The organism is Pseudomonas sp. 22189 (assembly GCF_052045635.1).
GTDB lineage: Bacteria > Pseudomonadota > Gammaproteobacteria > Pseudomonadales > Pseudomonadaceae > Aquipseudomonas > Aquipseudomonas parakoreensis.
In genome coordinates this window covers 105780-124863 of record NZ_JBQEPG010000017.1, presented here as the reverse complement: position 1 = coordinate 124863, position 19084 = coordinate 105780, and the positions used below count along the sequence as shown (strand labels likewise).

Below are 19084 nucleotides of genomic sequence, written 5' to 3'. Positions count from 1 at the left end.
CGAATGAAGGCCATGACCTGATCAGATCCCGGGTCAGCTACACCCTGTCGGCCAACGTCGAAGACGGCATCCTGCTCGACAGCACCCACAACAACCTGACCGGCAACGACCTGAACAACGTGCTGACCGGTAATGCCGGCAACAACATTCTCGATGGTGGAGCAGGCGCCGACACCCTGATCGGTGGTGCGGGCGATGACATCTACGTTGTGGATAATTATTCGGATGTCGTAACCGAGCAGGTCGGTGAAGGACATGACCTGGTCAGAACCAGTATCAGCTACACCCTCTCGGCCAATGTCGAGGACTTGACGGCGATCGGCAACGACATCGCGGCGTTGACCGGTAATGCGTTGAACAACGTGATCCGGGGCAACTCCAACGTCAACTACATTGACGGCGGGCTGGGTGCCGACACGATGATCGGCGGCGCTGGCAATGATGTTTACACCGTGGACAACGTCAACGATGTCGTCACAGAACTCGCTGACGAAGGTATCGACACTGTCAACGTCAGCATCGACTACACCCTGACGGACAACGTCGAAGATGGCCAAATGATCGGCAGCGCCAACCTGAATATGACCGGTAACGATCTGGATAACACCTTGCACGGCAACGCTGGCAACAACATTTTGTCGGGTGGTCTTGGCGCCGATCGCATGATTGGCGAGGGCGGCGACGATATCTACATCGTCGATAACGTCAATGACCTCGTGTTCGAATCCTCCTTCAGCGGCGGTCACGACCTTATCCGGACCACTGTTGACTTTACCCTCTCGGACAACGTCGAAGACGGCGAAATGCTCGGCAACGCGGATCTGGCCCTCTATGGCAACGCTCTCGATAACGTCCTGATCGGCAACTCCGGTAACAACGTACTGTTCGGCAATGCCGGTAATGACAAACTGTTCGGTGCAGACGGTAACGACACACTCTATGGCGGCTGGGGAAATACCACGCTCACTGGCGGTACAGGAGCCGACCGCTTTACCTTCAGCAGCAATATCAATCTGGGAATTGAGTTTGGCTCCGGCGCCTCGCATAACGTGATCACCGACTTCAATGCGCTGGAAGGCGACAAGATAGACTTCTCCGGCTTCGATGCTGATCCGATGACACTTGGCCTCCAGCACATGACTTTCATTGGCGCAAATGAATTCACCGGGACCGGGCAATTGCGCTTCGCGGATCATGTACTGTCGGGCAACTTGAGTGAAAGCGCAGGCGGTTACTTCGAGGTACACCTGCTGGGGGTCAACGCTCTCAGCGCGAACGACGTACTGGTCTGACCTTTTCCGTCTTCAAACGGATTGGAACAAGCAAATCAAACACCCCGCCACGGCGGGGTGTTTTTTTTCCATCTCTAGGACAACAGCCCCAACTCCTTGGCTCGTGCCACCGCCTGCGTACGGCGCTCGACCGCCAGCTTACTGTTGATATGGCTGGCGTGGGTTTTCACCGTATGCAGAGAGATGAACAACTGCTCGCTGATTTCCTGATTCGAACAGCCCTGCGCGATCAAGCGCAACACCGCCAGCTCCCTGCAGCTGAGTTGTTCGGTGGTGGCGGACTCGACGGCTGGACGAGTGGCTGCAGCCGGGAAATGTTCCAGCAATTGCTGCCCGGCCAATGCTGATGAATCCTGTAATTGTCCGCGCAGCCAGTCTGCATGCCCTTTTATCAAGGCGTCGAAGGGTTGCAACACGCCTCCGGCAGCGGCTTCCAGTGCCTGACCCAATGCTTTGCGCGCTTGCGACTCTCGCCCGCTCGCCAGCAGTAAAGCGACCTTTTGAGTGAGCGCCATCACGCTAAGCAACTGTCGCCCGGTTTGCTGGCCATTCTCATGCAGAACATCAAGCCTCCCTTCGGCGAGCATCGGTTGCCCCTGAATCAAATCCAGCAATGCCTGTTGCAGCTCTACGTGCAATGGCAACTGTGGATGAAATTCCGGGGGGGCAGCGGCGCGCGCCCCTGTGTAGGTCTGGCCCAGTCGCGCCAGCCAGGCTTCGGCCAGATCGGTGCGACCTTGCGCCAGCCACAGTTCGCACTTGACCAGGGTGATCATCGCCAGATAGTAGATCGGCGGCACGTCCCAGATGTGCATCAGCCGTTCGGCTTCGGCGAGTTCGGCAAAGGCTTTGGCGAATTCGCCGCCGGCGCCGTCCAGGCGGGCGATCACACAGTGACCGATCAACACGCTGATATCGCGGCAGGCCCGCGCTTCGCCAATCCCGGCCAATAGCCGCACGCGGGCGGCCTGTGGTTGCAAACGCATCGCCAACAGAAACCCTTCGTACAGCGTCAGTCGCGCGCGCACCGCGTACAAACGTTGCGCGGATAAACCCCGCAGACGCTCCAGCCCCTGGTGCACCTCATCCAGCGCTCGCAGGATTTCGCCGCGAGCCTGCAAGACACGTGCACGGTCGTAATGCGCCAATGCTTCGAACAAGGGATTGCCGACGCGCTGGGCCAGCTCGAGGGATTCGCGGTTCAAGCCGCGGGCGCGCCACAGATCACCGTCGGCAATCGCCAGATTGGATAACGTGGAAAGACACATCAGGCGCTGGCCGTAACGCTTGGCGGGCAGGCTTTCCAGCGCTTCGCCGCAATACTCGATGGTCTGCTGGCGATGTCCCCGCCCACGGGCGATGATCCCTTTCAGCGCCAGCCATTGGGCGAGCATCGACTTGTGGGCTGTAGCCGATGGCGCCGGCAGAAAACGGCTCAGATGACTGGCGAGTTCTTCGGCAGCATCGAGCTGACACGCCAGCCCCAACGCCCAGCTGTACAGTACGATCAGTCGCGGAGTGCTGACCAGCAGACTGTCGGGCAAATCCATTTTCCAGCGCAGCAGCATCCCGACGTTCTGCTCGGCGAGCAGTTGCTCCTCGGAAAGGTTCTGTACCAGATTGGCCGCTACGTCGAGGTGACCGGCCCGTAGGGCCTGCTCCACCGCTTCGTCGAGCAAACCCTGGGCATTGAACCAGCGGCAGGCCCGTAAATGCAGGGTTGCGATGGGCACCATTGGCTGGGCAATCGGCCGAGTGCGGAGTAAGTCAGAGAATAAATGGTGATAACGATACCAGTGCCCGTGTTCGTCCAGCGGCACCAGAAACACTTGATGTGCGAGCAGGAAGCGCAGGATTTCGCCGCTGTCATGGGCTTCACGGACGGCGTCACACAGCTCGCTGCAGAAGCGTTCCTGCGGGGCGGTGTCGTAGAGAAATGCCTGTACCTCGGCCGGCAGGCAATCGATGACTTCCTCCAGCAGGTAATCGCGGATCAGCCCTTCCCCGCCATTGAGTGCCTGGGGCAATGCCGTATCGCTACCGGCTTCGGATACCGCCAGCAACCAGAAGCGCAATCCGGCGACCCAGCCTTCGCTGCGCTGGATGAGACTCTCCAGGGCCTCACCGCGCAGTGAAGTCCGGTGGCGATCAAGCAGGGCCAAGGCTTCGTCATGGGTCAGGCGCAGATCCTGTTCGTGCAGTTCCAGCAGTTGGCGCGACAGCCGCAGGCGCGCCAGATGCCAGTCCGGGCGCTGTCGACTGGTGACCATGACCAGCAAGCCATCGGGTAGATGATTGAGAAAAAACTGCAGGCAACGGTCGAGTACCGGCCCTTGAGCGAGGTGGTAATCGTCGAACACCAGTAACAGCGGCGTTGCCGGATCGAGATGCAGCGTCAGTTCATCGAGCAGACCGTCGAGCCATTCTTCGAAGGCAAACGGCTGATGGCGCTGACGCATCTTCAGCAGGCCCAGTGCGCGACTGCCCAGTTGCGGGAAGTAATCCTGCAAGCCTTCGAGCAGACGCTCGAGAAAACGCCCCGGGTCATTGTCACGCGGGCTCAACCCCAGCCACAGACTTTGCCAGTTCTCTGGCAGACTTTGACAAAACTCCACAGCCACCGAGCTTTTGCCAAACCCGGCCGGGGCGCTGACCAGCAACAACCGTCCACCGAGGCCGGCTTGAAGACGCTCGCAAAGGCGTGGTCGCAATACGTATCCGTCAGGTAACGGCGGACGAAAAAATCGCCCGTCCAGTGCCGCGACGGCGACCCTTGCGGGACCCGGAAGTGGGGACAGATCAGTCATGGCCGGCTCTTGTTCGAATTGCTGTTGGCGGCGTTGCAGATGTCTCGCAGACTAGCCGTAAACGAACCGGTTATGAAGGTTACTGCTACAAATGGCTACAAAAAGACCAAACGCAAAAAATGTCCGGCCCGTGTTGCACAGGTTTTCTCGACGCACGCCGACTGAACAGAAAGTGCAGCCCGCCTGTTGATCACCGCCTGAAAATTCCTGTACCCGCGCAGGGTTCTTCATCGGGCGGATCAGAGCAATGGCTTGATGCTTGCAAGAACTGACTGGGCGATCTGCGCATATCCCGAGTCGGTATAGTGCACATCGGTGTCCGACTCACGCACGGCATCGGGCAAGGCAGCGGTGACAGCCTGCAGATCATTGACCGGAATATCGAGGCGCTTCATCACCTGCGCAGCGGCCCGGTTGTATCGAGTCACATCTGCAGTGTATCGACCGGGCTCATTCGCCGGAACGACCGTGACATTCTGGAAGACAACCTTGGCCCCTGTAGATTTCAGCCTTGTGGCGATCAATTGAAGATTGCGCTGATAGTCACCCAGCGGGACGGCAATCCTGCCGTTGACTTTGTCTCTGTTTTCCTGAGTGATCGGACCCGGCAGCCGATAGCACAAATCCCAAAGCCCGAAGTTGAAACTGATGACATCCCACTTGCCATCACCCAGCCATGCCTCAAGGTTTTTCAAACCGTTGACGGTGTCTTGAGCATTGCCGGCGTTATGCACGACCGTCGCCCGCCCCGCCAGGAATTGCTGGACATAAGGTGAATAACCGATGGAGATAGAGTCGCCGATGATCAGTACGCGAGGTTCAGCTTTCACGCCAGCATGGCTGCCGGTCATCAAAAAAGCCGAAGAAAGAATGAGAGCCTTTATGAAGGAACGCTTGAGCACGAGCTTCCGTCCGAGAATTGAGGCGCTACAGTCTACCTTCAGTTGAGAAGTGGGCTGTCGAAAAAGACAAAAAAACGCCCCGAACCAGTCGGGGCGTTTTTTCGAGGATGCGGCCTCGGGTCAAAGCTTAGCGGATACCGTCCTGGCCCAGGTTGCCCGGCTGGAATTCGCTCTTGGTGGCAGAGAAGCCGAAGTCATACGCTGATTTCTCTTCGTTCTTCATGCCCAGTGCCAGGTAACGGCCCGATTGCAGGTCGTACAGGGCTTCCAGCGCGTACCACGGCACTTGCTTGTCGTAGTAATCCTCGGCATGCGCCTCGGCCACACGCCACAGCTGACCGCGACCGTCGTAATGGTCGATGACCGCTGCCTGCCAGGTGTCTTCGTCGATGTAGAAGTCACGTTTGGCGTAGATATGGCGCTGACCCGGTTTCAGGGTCGCCACCACGTGCCAGACCCGACGCAGCTCGTAACGGGTCAGATCCTGATTGATGTGGCCAGCCTTGATGATGTCGGCGTACTTGAGGGTCGGCGAGTCGATCTTGTAGCTGTTGGAGGCGATGTACATCTCTTTCTTGCCTTCCAGCGCCCAGTCGTAGCGATCCGGCGCACCGTTGTACATGTCGAGGTTGTCGGAAGTGCGCAGGCCATCCGCGGCAGTACCCGGCCCGTCATAGGACACTTGCGGTGCCTGACGTACACGGCGCTGGCCAGTGGCGTAAACCCAGGCCTTGCGCGGTTCCTTCACCTGGTCGAGGGTTTCGTGCACCAGCAGCACTGTACCGGCCAGACGTGCCGGCGCGGTCACTTTCTGCTTGAAGTAGAACAGGATGTTGCCCGGGTTGGCCGGATCGTAATCCTTCATCTTGTCGCGGAACACGAACTGGTCCTGGAAATACACCAGGCTGAACGAGCCGTTGGTTTGCGGCGTGGCCTGGGTGACCAGACGGGTCACGCTGCCACCGCGATAGCGGGTGATGTGGTTCCAGATCACCTCCAGACCGCTTTTCGGAATCGGGAACGGCACGGCGGTGTCGAAATTTTCCAGACCGTTACCGCCGGCAACCAGATTGGTGGTGGTGGCGTTCTTCCTGATCGCGGCAAACACGTCATCCGGCACGGTCGAACCGCGATGGGACGGGTACACCGGCATCTTGAAGGTATCCGGGTAGCGCTTGAACATCGCGTACTGGCCCGGAGCAAGCTTGGCCTTGTACTGCTCGACGTTCTGCGCGGTGATGGTGAACAGCGGTTTTTCACTGCCGAACGGGTCGGACAGGAAACCCTTGCTGTCGACGGTACCGGCATTTTTCGGCAGCGGTTTCCAGGCCGGGATCGAACCGTCGGCGTTACCGACCATTTCAGCGCCCATCGGCGTCAGGCTCTTGCCCAGTTTGTCGGCTTCGGCGGCGGGAACGGCCGCCATGACGCTGGTCGCCAGCAGCGACAGCCCCAGAACACCGGCTTGGAACAGACTCTTTGTTATTTTCATATGTGTGTTCGTCCTGAAAAAACTGTGCTTAGAAGTTCACGCCAACACTGAGGGCAACGAAGTCACGATCGTCCACGGTCGTGTAGTCGCCGCCAAAGAAGTTGGTGTAGGCCAGGCTCGCCGTGTAGGTGTTCTGGTATTCGGCATCCAGACCGAGACTGATCGCCTTGCGACCTTCCTCGAAGTTGCCGCCAGGGCCTGGCGAGTAGCCTTTCACGTCATGCGACCAGGCCACGTTCGGCTTGAGGTTCACACCGGCGAACACGTCGCTGTAATCCCAGATCGCACGAGCGCGATAGCCCCACGAGGTCGAGGTGGTGAAACCGTCGTTGTTGCAGTTGCTGGACACGTTATCGCGCGACGCCCCCGGACCGGCACCGTTGATGGTCGAGGTGTTGAGGATCTGCGAGCAGGTGTTCAGACCGCCAGTGGCAGGCAACTCACCCGGGCCGAACACCGGGTCGCGGCCGTAACGGGCTTCGGACTTGCTTTCCAGGCCACCGACGTGGGTCACGCCGACTTCACCCACCAGGGTCAGACGGTTGGCGCCCATCACCTGATCGAAGAAGTGCGTCAGGGTGGTTTGCAGTTGGGTGATCTCTTTGCGGTTGTAACCGTGCAGATCCTGGCCCGGCACGCCGTTAAGGACCGACGCATTGGTCAACGCGCCACCCAGCGGACGCACACCGGCGAACAGAATATCGGTGGAGTTCAATTGCACCGGTGCGTTCGGCCGGTAGCTGACCTCACCGCTCCACGCCGTACCGGTAGGCAGGGTTGTGGAGAAGCTCAGACCGTAGAGGCGAATGTCTTCAGGGTATTCGATGAAGTATTCCGAGTTGCCCGCGACCACCAGTGGCCCCAGCGCCCGGAATGGCCCCGGCAATGCCGCCACGCCGTTATAGATCGACTGTGGCGCGCCAGTGGCGCTGAAGATCGGCGCACGGCTGTGATAGTTCATGAAGTAGGCACCGAACTCGGTGGCCAGTGGGTCGAACATGTACTTGGCGGAAACGCCCCACTGTCCGCTGTCACGCGCATTGCGGTTAGGCGCACGGCGTACCAGCACGCCTTCTTCGTTGACGTCGACACCGGCGTTGGCCAACGGCCCGAGCGCAATCCCCGGAATGGTCGAACGCTTGTTCAATACCCGCAGATTGTCGTCGCAACCGGTGGTGACGATGTCCGGCTGCGAGAAGAACGTGCCGCAGTTGTCGGTTACGGTCTTCTGCCAGTCGATCTGATAGAAACCTTCGGCCGAAAGGTTTTCAGTAAGGCTCTGCGACACATAGAACATGTTGACCGGGATCAGACCTTCCTTGATCTCGGCACCCGGACGACGGAACGCGGACACGTCGATCGGGTTGATCGAGTTGATGCCGCCGCCGATGAAGGTACTTTCGCCCCAGTTCACTACCTGCTTGCCCAGGCGCACCGAACCTGGCTCATCGGCAATCGAGTAGTTGTGGTAAACGAAGGCGTCGAGGATCTGCCCGCCGGAAGAACGCGCCGCCACATCGCGGTTGTGGTTGCTGACGTCCTTGTATTCCAGGTCCTGGTTCTGCAGCGCGAAGTCGTACCAGTATTTGCCCCGGACGAAGACCCCGGTGTCGCCGTATTTCAATTCGAGATCATGGATGCCTTTGAAGATCTTCGAGAAGGCTTGCCCGCTCTTGAAGTTCAGGTGGCCGTTGTCGGAGGTCTGGGACAGGCCCTTGCCGCCGTTGTTGACACCAATAAGGTCCTTGTTCGGCTGCTGAGTCGAGATACTCATGCCCAGGGAGAGCGAAGAGTCGAACTGACCTTCGATTTCACCGACGTTGAAACTGACGCCGAATGCGGGCCCGGCGAGCGTAGAGGCAAGACTGACGGCCAGAGGCAGTTTAGCCCGGCGCCAGAACTGGTTTACTGATGTCATCGACGCTACTCCATGTGCATTATTGTTATGGCATTGAGTACTTTTAAAAACGCCTGGAAGACCGGGAGCCAGTAGCCGCCCGACGTCACTCCAAAGTTGCATCGCCCCGTGTCGTGCGTGTGCCCCGTTCTTAAAAATCCTTGAGCGGACTATAGCCAGCAGGCGGGTATCGCTTGATCCCTCTAAAGTGTGATTTGCAGCTGCCGGCCACTCTGGAACAGTCCTTTCGCCAGTCCGACAGATGTCGGCTCGGCAAGGATGGCTGATTTTTTCGATTTAACAAGCCAAGCGCTTGCTTGGTGGGTCTGGNCGCGCCAGCAGACACTCAAAGTGTCGAGAGGAAGGTGCTGTTGTTGGCCTGCCATTCGGTGATGTCGAGGCGGATGCGCTTCTTGTCGAGCTTGCCGACACTGGTCTTGGGAATTTCCGTAACAAGGGCGATCTGGCTCGGAATCGCCCACTTGCTCAAGTGCCCCAATTCCACGAACGGCTTGAGGTGTTCCTTGAGCTCGCGCGCACCGATCTCGTGCCCTTCGCGGATCACCAGCAGTGCAAACGGCCGCTCGCCCCACTGCGGATCGGCGATGCCCACCACTGCTACTTCACGTACCGCCACATGACGGCTGATCAGGTCTTCGAGGTCCAGCGAAGAGATCCACTCGCCGCCGGTCTTGATCACGTCCTTGATGCGGTCGCGGATGTCGATCACGCCCATGTTGTCGAGCGTTGCCACATCGCCGGTGTGCAGCCAGCCGCCGGCCCACAGTTCGGCGCCTTTCTGCGGCTCGTTGAAATAGCCTTCGGTCAGCCACGGTGCGCGCAGCACCAGCTCGCCCTGGGTTTCGCCATCGGCGGGGAGGAAGTTGCCCTCGGCGTCGACGATCGCCGCTTCCACCAACGGCCCCGGCACACCAGCCTTGATCCGGTAAGTGGTGCGCTCGTCTTCGGTGCCGGCCATCAATTCGTCGTTGAGGTGCGCACACGAGACCAGCGGCCCGGTCTCCGACATGCCGTACGCCGCCGTCAACTGAATGCCCCGGGCCTTGGCGGTTTCATACAGCGTGCGATTGAGCGCACTGCCGCCGATGACGATTTTCCAGCCGCCGAAATCGGTGCCCTGCGCGCCTTTGGCGTTGAGCAGCATTTGCAGGATGGTCGGCACGCAGTGGGAAAACGTGACCTTCTCCTTGCGCCACAGCTCGACCAGGAACTCCGGGTCGTAACGCCCCGGATAAACCTGCTTGAGCCCGAGCATCGTCGCCACGTACGGCAAACCCCAGGCATGCACATGGAACATCGGCGTGATCGGCATGTACACGTCGTTGGTGCCGAGCAGGCGCACGCTGTCGATCGCGCCCATGATCGTCGACACGCCCATGGTGTGCAGTACCAGTTGCCGATGGGTGAAATACACGCCCTTCGGATTGCCGGTGGTGCCGGTGGTGTAGAACGTGGTGGCGACGGAGTTCTCGTCGAAGTCCTGGAAGTCGTACTGCGGGCTCGCAGCGGCCAGCAGTTGCTCGTACTCGCCGACCAGGTTCGGCAGCTCGGCGGTCTTTTCCGGCAGATCGGTCAGCAGCAGGGTCTTCTCGACGGTGGTCAGGTGCGGCGCGATGGCCTGGTACAGCCCGACGAACTCGCTGTTGACCAGCACGAAGCGGTCCTCGGCGTGGTTCATGGTGTAGAGGATCTGCTCCGGCGACAGACGCACGTTGATGGTGTGGATCACCGCGCCGATCATCGGAATGGCAAACATGCATTCCAGGTAGCGATGGCTGTCCCAGTCCATCACCGCCACGGTGTCACTCGCCTTCACCCCGGCTGCCGTCAACACGTTGGCCAGCCGCGCAACCCGCTCGATCAGGGTCGGATAGCTGTAGCGCAACTGGTCTCGGTAGATGATCTCGCGGGTTTTCTCGTAACGGGCGCCGGACATCAGCAGCCGTTTGATCAGCAATGGATACTGGTAGGCCCCATCGGCCGGGGGAATGACGCGAGTCTGCAACATATGAATCCCTTTTCTGGCTGCACGGTGTTGGCGTTGAGAGCATTACTCTAGAGCCGTTATACCCCAGCCAAATCAGCCGAAGGAATGATTTGCACAGCCGTACAAATGCTAGCCTTGCGCCAGCATTTGCCGGTATTTCAGCGCCGATCAGGCCGTTTGCCCTACAGCCGCTTCGGAAGGCGTCCGTGGGAAAACCAGCGCAGCAAGGAAGGTCAATGCGCCGAAACCCGCCAGAATCAAGTAAAGCCCTACGAAACCATGACGCGGCTCGACATAGGCAATCAGCGGAATCGCTGTCGCACTGGCGCCGAACGACAGGCAGTAACGCAGGGCGAAGACCCGTGACTGCCACTGCGGCGCGACAAAATTGGCGACCATCGAGTCGTTCACCGTGACCTGACCGAACACCACGAACATGAACGCCGCACCGAGCACGATCACCGCCCAGCCATCGACATGGGCCATGCCGTACAGCAGCGGCGCCTGAAACAGCGTCAGCACGAGAAACGGCCATTTCAGACTGATCCGGTGCAGCACTTGACCGATGCTCAACTGCGCCACCGCACCGAAGGCATACGCCAGGCTGACCACCACGCCGAGGGTTTGCGGCGAGGCGAACAAGTCATGCAGACGTTCCTGAAACAGCTTCGGGTAGGTCATGGTGGTGGCGTTGAACACCACGCCGCCGGTGGCCGTCGCCAGTGCCAGCACACCAAACACCATGAGCATCGAAATCCGCTGCCCGGCAGCGCCCTTCAGTGCGGTGTGTGGACGCTGCGGGATCGGCTCTTCACGCACCTGCAAGGCAAAGCCGATTCCCAGCATGATCGCCACCACCCCCGGTAAGACAAAGGCCGACCGCCAGCCGAACCGCGCCACCAGCAACCCGGTGATCAGCGCCGAGAACGCCACGCCGAGGTTGCCCCACATGCCATTGATGCCGATCTCCCGCCCGCGATTCTGCGCGTAGGCCACCAGCATCGCGGTGCCCACCGGGTGGTAGATCGCGGCGAAAATGCCGATCAGGGTCAACCCGATCACCAGCATCGTCGGGCTGGTGCTCAGCCCGGTGAAGATTGCCGAGGCGCCGATGCCGAAGAAAAACACCAGCATCATCTGCCGCCGACTCCAGTGATCGCCCAGCCAGCCGGCCGGTAACGAACAGGCGCCAAAGGCAATGAACCCACCCAGGGACAGACCGATCAGCGCGGCGTAGTCGAGACCAAAGGCCTGGGTCATGCCGAGCACGGCGGCGGGGAAAATCAGCATGAACATGTGATCGATCACATGGGCAGCATTGACGTAGCGGATCACGTTTCGAGATTGATTCATGGCGGCACGCTTGTGTTTGTTATGGGCGGATTGTTGTCAGCGGCTTTATGCTAAGTTGGCGAAAAAGCGCATACCTGCCAACCAGGTCATCGAATCCGACATGTTGATCAGCCACTTCGAACACGGCCCGGTGAGCGCCTATCCCCGGGATTATCTGGACGGTGAACACCAGCCGCTGCACCTGCACCACGAGGCGCAGTTGCTGTATGCCGTCCGAGGGATCATGCGGGTGGTCACCGACCTCGGTGCCTGGGTGATTCCGCCAAGCCGCGCAGTGTGGATTCCGCCGCAAGTCGCGCACGAGATATTCATGTCCGGCGATGTGCAGATGCGCTCGCTGTTCATCGCCCCCGAGCTGTCACCGGCCAGCCTGCAACAGTGCTGCGTGCTGGCGGTGACGCCGCTGCTGCGCGAGCTGATCCTGCGCGCCGTACAAGGCCCGCCGCACGCGGACAATCCGCTGATCCAGCAGTTGATGCTGGAAGAGCTCGCCAGCCTGGAAAACCTGCCGCTGCACATTCCAATGCCCACCGACCGACGCCTGCAGAACATCTGTCTGGCGTTGCTGCACACCCCGGATCACCCCAACACCCTGGAAGACTGGGCGCAGCAGGTCGGCGCCAGCTCACGCACTCTGGCGCGGCTGTTCCAGCGACAATTGAAGATGAGTTTCAACGCCTGGCGCCAGCAACTGCGCCTGATGGAAGCGCTGCCGCGCCTGCTCGCCGGGGACAGCGTGCAGCGCGTGGCGCGAGATCTGGGGTACGGCAGCGCGCGGGCGTTCAGCGCGATGTTTCGCCGGTTGCTTGGGGAGAATCCCCGGGAGTACCTGAATAATCTGAGCAAACTCAGCGAGCTTGTGTAAGGCCCTGTGGGAGCGAGCCTGCTCGCGAAAGCGGTCTTTCAGCCACCAGTAATGTCGACTGATCCAACGCATTCGCGAGCAGGCTCGCTCCCACAGTTTTAAGTCGCGGTTCTGAGATCAATGCATCTCGGTAAACGCGATTTTCACGCCGAGAGCGATCAGCACCGCGCCCATGGTGCGGTCGAACCAATGGCCCATGCGGGCAAAACCGGCACGTACACGTTGCTGACTGAACAGCATCGCCACCAGACAGAACCAGGTCGCAGTCGCCACCGCCAGGTAAACCCCGTACCCGGCCTGCACCGCCAGCGGGGTGTGCGGGTTGATCACCACGGTGAACAGTGAGAGGAAAAACAGCGTGGCTTTCGGGTTCAGGCCATTGGTGACGAAGCCCGAAGTGAAGGCGCCACGCGCGGTACGCACGCCAGCTTCCTTGTGCAGGTCATCGGTAACGGTTTTCGCCGGCTGCGCGCGCAAGGCTTTGAAGCCGATGTACAGCAGGTACGCGGCGGCGGCCCATTTCAAGGCGTTGAACAGCACGATCGACTGCGACACGATCAGGCCGATGCCCAGCAGCGAATAACCCACATGCAGGAAAATCGCCGTGCCCACACCCAGCGCGGTCCAGGTGCCGGCGCGACGACCATGGGTCACGCTCTCGCGCACCACCACGGCAAAGTCCGGGCCGGGGCTGGCCACGGCCAGCAGGTGGATCAGGGCAACGGTCAAGAACTCGGTCCAGTACATGGGGGCTCCTCTTGGGGTGATCATCAGCTTGAACACATCGCCTGAATGCTTTTCCCCTGTGGGAGCGAGCCTGCTCGCGAATGGCGTTGTGTCAGGCAACCTTAATTGGCCTGACACTCCCTCTTCGCGAGCAAGCCCGCTCCCACAGATTTTGTGAGTACCTCAGGCACCGCGTAACGTTTTGTTTCATCTGGTAGGCTCGGCAGATTACGCCTTCCGTTCCAAGCACAAAAGGTACAGTTGATGACGAACCCGCGCCGCGCCGTATTCCTCGATCACCCGTCTCTGGATCTCGGCGATCTCGACCTCAGCCCGTTGCGCGCCTGCTTCAGCGACCTGCAACTGTTCGCCCAGACTGCGCCTGATCAAGTCGCCGAACGCCTGAACGGTGCCCGCGTGGCGATCACCAACAAGATCCGCATCGACGCCGCTGCGATGGCCGCCAATCCGGATCTGCAACTGATCCTGATCACCGCCACCGGCACCAACAACGTCGATCTGGACGCGGCCCGCGCCCACGGCATTACCGTGTGCAACTGTCAGGGTTACGGCACGCCGTCGGTGGCGCAGCACACGATCATGTTGCTGCTCAACCTCGCCACCCGCCTCGCGGATTATCAAAAAGCCGTCGGCGATGGTCGCTGGCAGCAAGCCAGACAGTTCTGCCTGCTGGACTACCCGATCGTCGAACTGGAGGGCAAAACCCTCGGTCTGCTCGGTCATGGCGAACTCGGCGGCGCGGTCGCAAGGCTGGCCGAAGCGTTTGGCATGCGTGTATTGCTCGGGCAGATTCCCGGCCGCCCGGCACGCCCGGATCGTCTGCCCCTGAACGAATTGCTGCCGCAGATCGACGCCCTGACCCTGCACTGCCCGCTCAACGAACACACCCGGCACTTCATCGCGGCCCGCGAGCTGGCGTTGATGAAACCCGGCGCCTTTGTGGTCAACACCGCTCGCGGTGGTTTGATCGACGAGCAAGCCTTGGCCGATGCCCTGCGCAACGGTCACCTCGGCGGTGCGGCGACCGATGTGCTCAGTGTCGAACCGCCGGTCAACGGCAATCCGCTGCTGGCGGGCGATATTCCACGGCTGATCGTCACTCCGCACAACGCCTGGGGCAGTCGCGAAGCGCGGCAACGCATCGTCGGCCAATTGACCGAAAACGCCCAGGCGTTCTTCAGCGGTACAGCGCTGCGGGTCGTCAATTGATAAACTGCGGCACTTTTTTTCCAAGGAGCAGTTATGGATCCGCGCAGTGAAGTACTGCTTCGTCAGGCCGAGTTATTCCAGGGTTCGCTGTTGCTGGCCGGGTTGCCTGCCGACGATTTGCTCGGGCGTTTGCCGAATGCGTTCGGCTGGTGCTGGCACGCCGGCGATCAGGCCGCACTCGATGCACGTTTCGAAGGTCGCAGCCATTTCGGCGTAAACGTGCCGGAGCGCGAGTTCGACAGCGCCGTGGTGTTTTTGCCCAAGTCCAAGGACCTGACCGACTACATCCTCAACGCGGTGGCCGCACGTCTGCCCGGGCGCGAAGTGTTTCTGGTCGGGGAAAAACGCAGCGGAATCGAGGGTGCATCCAAGCAGCTCAACCCGTTTGGCAAACCGCGCAAACTCGACAGCGCCCGTCACTGCCAACTGTGGCAAGTGACCGTGGCCAATGCGCCGGAAGCCAAATCGCTGGAAAGCCTGGCGCAGACGTACGAGCTGCCACTGGCCGAAGGCCCGCTTAAAGTGATCAGCCTGCCCGGTGTGTTCAGTCATGGCCGACTGGATCGTGGCAGCGCCCTGCTGCTGGAGCATCTGGACAAACTGCCGAGCGGTCATCTGCTGGATTTCGGTTGTGGCGCCGGGGTTTTGGGCGCGGCGGTCAAACGGCGTTATCCGCACAATCAGGTGACCCTGCTCGACGTCGATGCCTTCGCCGCCGCCAGCAGTCGTCTTACTTTGGCGGCCAACGGTCTGGAAGCCGAAGTGCTGACCGGTGACGGCATCGATGCTGCACCCATGGGTTTGAACGCGATTCTGAGCAACCCGCCGTTCCATGTCGGGGTGCATACGGATTATTTCGCTACTGAGAACTTGCTGCGAAAAGCAGCCAAACATCTGAAAAACGGCGGCGAACTGCGCTTGGTTGCGAACAGCTTCCTGAAGTATCAGCCATTGATCGAAGAGCATCTGGGCGTGTGTGCGATCAAGGCCGAAGGCAATGGTTTCCGGATTTACCGGGCCAAGCGCGGCTGAAAATTAGCACTTGCCGAATGGATTCTGCCTAGGCAGAATCCGCTCCGTCCTAGGGGAGTAGTCTCCCACGAGCGCCACGCTCGTCCGGCATACGTCAACATACTTGATCCTCAGATCATGGCGTATGCGACCTCAGCGTCCGCACCAGACGGATCGCAGGGTTTGACAAGACCTATGACACGCACACCTTACCCGGGGCGGGAAGGCTGTACGTGTCATAGCCGTGTCGACCCGCCCCTTAGGAAATCCTGATGCTGGACTCGTTACTCGTTCCCACCGCAATCGTTGCCTTGGCCGAAATCGGCGACAAGACGCAACTGCTCGCGCTGATTCTCGCCGCTCGCTTTCGCAAACCCTGGCCGATCATTGCCGGCATCGTCGCCGCGACCCTGGCCAACCACGCAGCAGCCGGTGCGGTAGGCGCCTGGTTCGGCAGCTTCTTCTCCGACGCGGTGTTGCACTGGATTCTTGCCGCGAGCTTCGCCGCCACTGCACTGTGGACGCTGGTCCCGGACAAGATGGATGACGATGAAGCCAGCACCGCGCGCAAGTTCGGGCCATTCCTGACCACGCTGATCGCGTTCTTCCTGGCGGAAATCGGTGACAAGACCCAGATCGCCACCGTGATGCTGGCGGCGCAATACCCTGAGCTGTGGCTGGTGATTATCGGCACCACGGCAGGCATGCTGATCGCCAACGTGCCGGTGGTATTGGCGGGTAACTTTGCTGCGGAGAAATTGCCACTGACGTTGATCCGTCGCCTGGCGGCCTCGGCGTTCTTCATCCTGGCAATCGTCGCGGTATACAAAGCGATGCAGAGCAGTGGCTGGATTTAAACCCGTAAGTCGGTAGACCGAGTTATCGTTCTTCGCGAGCAGGCTCGCTCCCACAGTGGAATGCATTCCAAAGGTGGGAGCGAGCCTGCTCGCGAAGGGGCCATCAGCCTTGCGGCAAAACCATCAGGATTTAGGGGCTTTCTCGTACAACGGCATGACCTTCGGAATTGCCGCCTGCAACGAAGCGATCCGGCTGGACGAGGCCGGGTGAGTGCTCATGAATTCCGGCGGTGCGCCTTCCGAGGCCTTGCTCATCTTGTTCCACAAGGTGATCGCGGCATTCGGGTTGTAGCCGGCGCGGGCGGCCAGTTCGAGGCCGATCAGGTCGGCCTCGTTTTCATTGGCGCGGCTGTTGGGCAAGGTCATGCCGTAGTTGGCCACGGTGTCGGCCAGCGCCAGGCTGTCCTGGCCCAGACCGAACAGCGCACCAGCACCCTGCTTGGCCATTTCAATGCCATAAGCCTTGGACATCGCTTCACGACCATGCTCGCGCAGGGCGTGAGCGATTTCGTGGCCCATGACTGCGGCGATTTCATCGTCGGTCAGCTTCAGGCTGTCGATCAGCCCGGTGTAGAAAATGATCTTGCCGCCAGGGCCGCAGTTGGCGTTGAGCTCATCGCTCTTGATCAGGTTGACTTCCCATTGCCACTGCGCGGCATCCGGGCGGAAATTCGGCGCCTGAGCGATCAGCCGGTTGGCAATTGCCTGAACCCGCTTGGCCTCCGGGCTGGTCTTGTCCAGCACGCCTTTGCTCGACGCCTCGCCGACGGTCTTCTGATAGGACTGGGCATACATCTGGTCGACCTCTTGCGAGGACAGCATGCTGAACATGTACTGCTTGCGCTCCACGCCCACGGCTCCGCCGCTGGTGGTGTTGACCGACTGACAACCGGCCAGCAACAGCGCTGCGCTCAGTGCACTTACAACCAATGTCTTGTTCATTCAAAAGCTCCCTGAAAACCTGCCGCGTATCGTAGGGGGTGAATTGTATCGGCGCCAGATACAACAGACGTGTTGCAGCGTCTTTCGGAAGTTTCCCACGACTGCTGTCGTAAAAAATTCACAGCAACCGGCCTGCCTGCTGCCGCTGCGTCGCGCACCGATCCGTTTGCGACATCACCCGCCGAATGTTCCGCTCGCCACTCATGGCGCAATGCCTGCTGCCGATACAACAACGCAGACGTCCTCTTGCGTGCGGAGCTCCCATGAAGTTCAAGTCGATCCAGTTTTCCGTCGCCGCCCTGGCTGGCGCCATCGTCCTCAGCGTGGTCGCCGCGCTGGTGCTGTACGCGCTGTTTTCCGGCGCCCGCACTCAAGACATGGTGCAACAGCGCACCCAGGCACAGTTCGAGCAGGTCATCGAACAGCGCCTGACCTCGCTGGCGCAGACCCAGGTCAGCCAGATCCAGCGCGAACTCGAAGCGCCGCTGCTGATTGCCGGCGGACTGGTGCGGGTCAATGCGCTGCTCGGCACACCGGGCGCCGACGGCCAGCCGCGACTGAGCATCAGCCGCGAGCAATTGATCAGCCTGATCAAGGAAAACGTCGAGCAGAACCCGAAAATTCTCGGCACCTACATCGGCTGGGAAAAGAACGCACTGGATCACAATGACGCGGCCTACGTCGGCAGCGCCGTGATCGGTATCGACCCTGCCAACGGACGCTTCCTGCCGTGGTGGTTCCACAATACCGACGGCAGTCTGGGCGTGGACAAACTGGCCGATGTCGACGATCAGAAAACCCTGTCCACCGGGGTGCGCGCCAGTGAGTATTACCTCTGTTCCAAGGAAACCAAAAAACCCTGCGTGATCGATCCGGCGCCGTACAAGGTCGGCGACAAGTTCGTGATGCTCGCCTCGTTCATTGAACCGATCATGCTCAACGGCGCATTCCAGGGCATCGTCGGCGCCGACCTGTCGGTGAACTTCATTCAGGACATGCTTCTCGCCGCCAACCAGAAGCTGTACAGCGGCGCCGGGCAAATGGCCCTGATCGGCGGTAACGGGCGGATCGTGGCCTACACCCAGGACCCGAGCAAATTCGGTGAAAAGGTCAGCGACATTCTCGACGCCGAACAGATTGCCAACATGGCCAATCTCAAACGCGGCGAAGTCACCTACTCCGTCAACAAGGACAAGGGCCGTATCGAGTTGTACCTGCCATTCGGCATCGGCCAGACCGACGCGCGCTGGACCCTGATGCTGCAACTGCCGCTGAATGCGGTAATGGCCGATCTGCAGAAACTTCAGGCCGACCTCGATGCCCAGCGCAAATCCGACACCTTCGGCATGGCCATGGTCGGTCTGATCATCGCCGGCATCGGCCTGCTGGTGATCTGGCTGGTGGGCCACGGCATCGCCCGCCCCCTGAAGCAGATGGTCGCCATGCTCGATGACATTGCCAAAGGTGAAGGTGATCTGACCCGCCGCCTGAGCAGTGATCGCAGCGATGAACTCGGCTCGATTGCCAAAGGCTTCAACACCTTCCTCGCCAAGTTGCAGGCGATGATCACGCAGGTGGTGACCTCGGTGCAGAGCGTCAGCGATTCCTCCGAACACACGGCCGACATCGCCATTCGCACCAACATCGGCATTCAGAAACAAATGGCCGAGATCGATCAGGTCGCCACTGCCGTGCAGGAAAT

The 19084-nt window shown here is 60.3% G+C and carries 13 protein-coding genes, 1 pseudogene and 1 riboswitch; of the genes and pseudogenes, 6 read left to right on the top strand and 8 right to left on the bottom strand.

Translation table 11 applies throughout. The annotated features are described in order from the left end of the window. Positions 1-1292 (top strand): calcium-binding protein (locus ACTJKS_RS19185; RefSeq protein ID WP_440828969.1); only part of this gene is annotated, 1292 nt, incomplete at its 5' end. A 74-nt stretch (positions 1293-1366) separates the two neighbouring features. Here the strand turns inward: ACTJKS_RS19185 and ACTJKS_RS19180 are convergent. From ACTJKS_RS19180 to ACTJKS_RS19155, 6 genes are all read right to left on the bottom strand, one after another. Continuing rightward, complete coding sequence (locus ACTJKS_RS19180) at positions 1367-4099, bottom strand: LuxR C-terminal-related transcriptional regulator (RefSeq protein WP_108183754.1); 2733 nt, start codon at positions 4097-4099, stop codon at positions 1367-1369. 239 nt (positions 4100-4338) lie between these two features. Continuing rightward, positions 4339-5001: an SGNH/GDSL hydrolase family protein gene (locus tag ACTJKS_RS19175; protein WP_198760049.1), complete on the bottom strand. Its 663-nt coding sequence runs from the start codon at positions 4999-5001 to the stop codon at positions 4339-4341. A gap of 127 nt (positions 5002-5128) precedes the next feature. Then, the gene (locus ACTJKS_RS19170) at positions 5129-6493 is read right to left on the bottom strand and encodes a DUF1329 domain-containing protein (protein ID WP_262949115.1); all 1365 of its coding nucleotides are present in this window, start codon (positions 6491-6493) and stop codon (positions 5129-5131) included. 28 nt (positions 6494-6521) lie between these two features. Beyond that, positions 6522-8411 carry a DUF1302 domain-containing protein gene (locus tag ACTJKS_RS19165; RefSeq protein WP_108183756.1) on the bottom strand — a complete coding sequence of 630 codons (1890 nt, stop codon included), beginning with the start codon at positions 8409-8411 and terminating at the stop codon, positions 6522-6524. A gap of 325 nt (positions 8412-8736) precedes the next feature. After that, positions 8737-10419 carry a fatty acid--CoA ligase gene (locus tag ACTJKS_RS19160; RefSeq protein ID WP_262949116.1) on the bottom strand — a complete coding sequence of 561 codons (1683 nt, stop codon included), beginning with the start codon at positions 10417-10419 and terminating at the stop codon, positions 8737-8739. A gap of 147 nt (positions 10420-10566) precedes the next feature. Then, positions 10567-11751: an MFS transporter gene (locus tag ACTJKS_RS19155; protein ID WP_108183758.1), complete on the bottom strand. Its 1185-nt coding sequence runs from the start codon at positions 11749-11751 to the stop codon at positions 10567-10569. Positions 11752-11851: 100 nt separating this feature from the next. On the opposite strand from ACTJKS_RS19155, the gene ACTJKS_RS19150 reads away from it, so the two are divergent. After that, positions 11852-12616, top strand: coding sequence for an AraC family transcriptional regulator (locus ACTJKS_RS19150; RefSeq protein ID WP_108183759.1), 765 nt, complete (start codon positions 11852-11854; stop codon positions 12614-12616). Between the two features lie 117 nt (positions 12617-12733). On the opposite strand, the gene ACTJKS_RS19145 is transcribed toward ACTJKS_RS19150, so the two are convergent. Then, complete coding sequence (locus ACTJKS_RS19145; RefSeq protein ID WP_041072405.1) at positions 12734-13363, bottom strand: LysE family translocator; 630 nt, start codon at positions 13361-13363, stop codon at positions 12734-12736. A gap of 243 nt (positions 13364-13606) precedes the next feature. Here ACTJKS_RS19145 and ACTJKS_RS19140 point away from each other — a divergent pair, with 243 nt between their 5' ends. The 3 genes from ACTJKS_RS19140 to ACTJKS_RS19130 all read left to right on the top strand — a co-directional run bounded on the left by ACTJKS_RS19140 (position 13607) and on the right by ACTJKS_RS19130 (position 16440). Beyond that, positions 13607-14572, top strand: a complete 966-nt coding sequence (locus tag ACTJKS_RS19140; protein WP_262949117.1) for a 2-hydroxyacid dehydrogenase — start codon at positions 13607-13609, stop codon at positions 14570-14572. A gap of 33 nt (positions 14573-14605) precedes the next feature. Continuing rightward, positions 14606-15604, top strand: coding sequence for a class I SAM-dependent methyltransferase (locus ACTJKS_RS19135; protein ID WP_003228088.1), 999 nt, complete (start codon positions 14606-14608; stop codon positions 15602-15604). Positions 15605-15643: 39 nt separating this feature from the next. Further along, positions 15644-15783: riboswitch (yybP-ykoY riboswitch) on the top strand. A gap of 72 nt (positions 15784-15855) precedes the next feature. Continuing rightward, a complete protein-coding gene (locus ACTJKS_RS19130) occupies positions 15856-16440 on the top strand; it encodes a TMEM165/GDT1 family protein (protein WP_108183761.1) in 585 nt (194 codons plus the stop codon). 123 nt (positions 16441-16563) lie between these two features. Here ACTJKS_RS19130 and ACTJKS_RS19125 read toward each other — a convergent pair whose 3' ends face one another. Next, complete coding sequence (locus ACTJKS_RS19125; RefSeq protein WP_025109318.1) at positions 16564-17382, bottom strand: M48 family metallopeptidase; 819 nt, start codon at positions 17380-17382, stop codon at positions 16564-16566. A 185-nt stretch (positions 17383-17567) separates the two neighbouring features. On the opposite strand from ACTJKS_RS19125, the pseudogene ACTJKS_RS19120 reads away from it, so the two are divergent. Continuing rightward, a pseudogene (locus ACTJKS_RS19120) lies at positions 17568-18932 on the top strand (HAMP domain-containing protein); the annotation flags it as partial. Positions 18933-19084 lie beyond the last annotated feature (152 nt).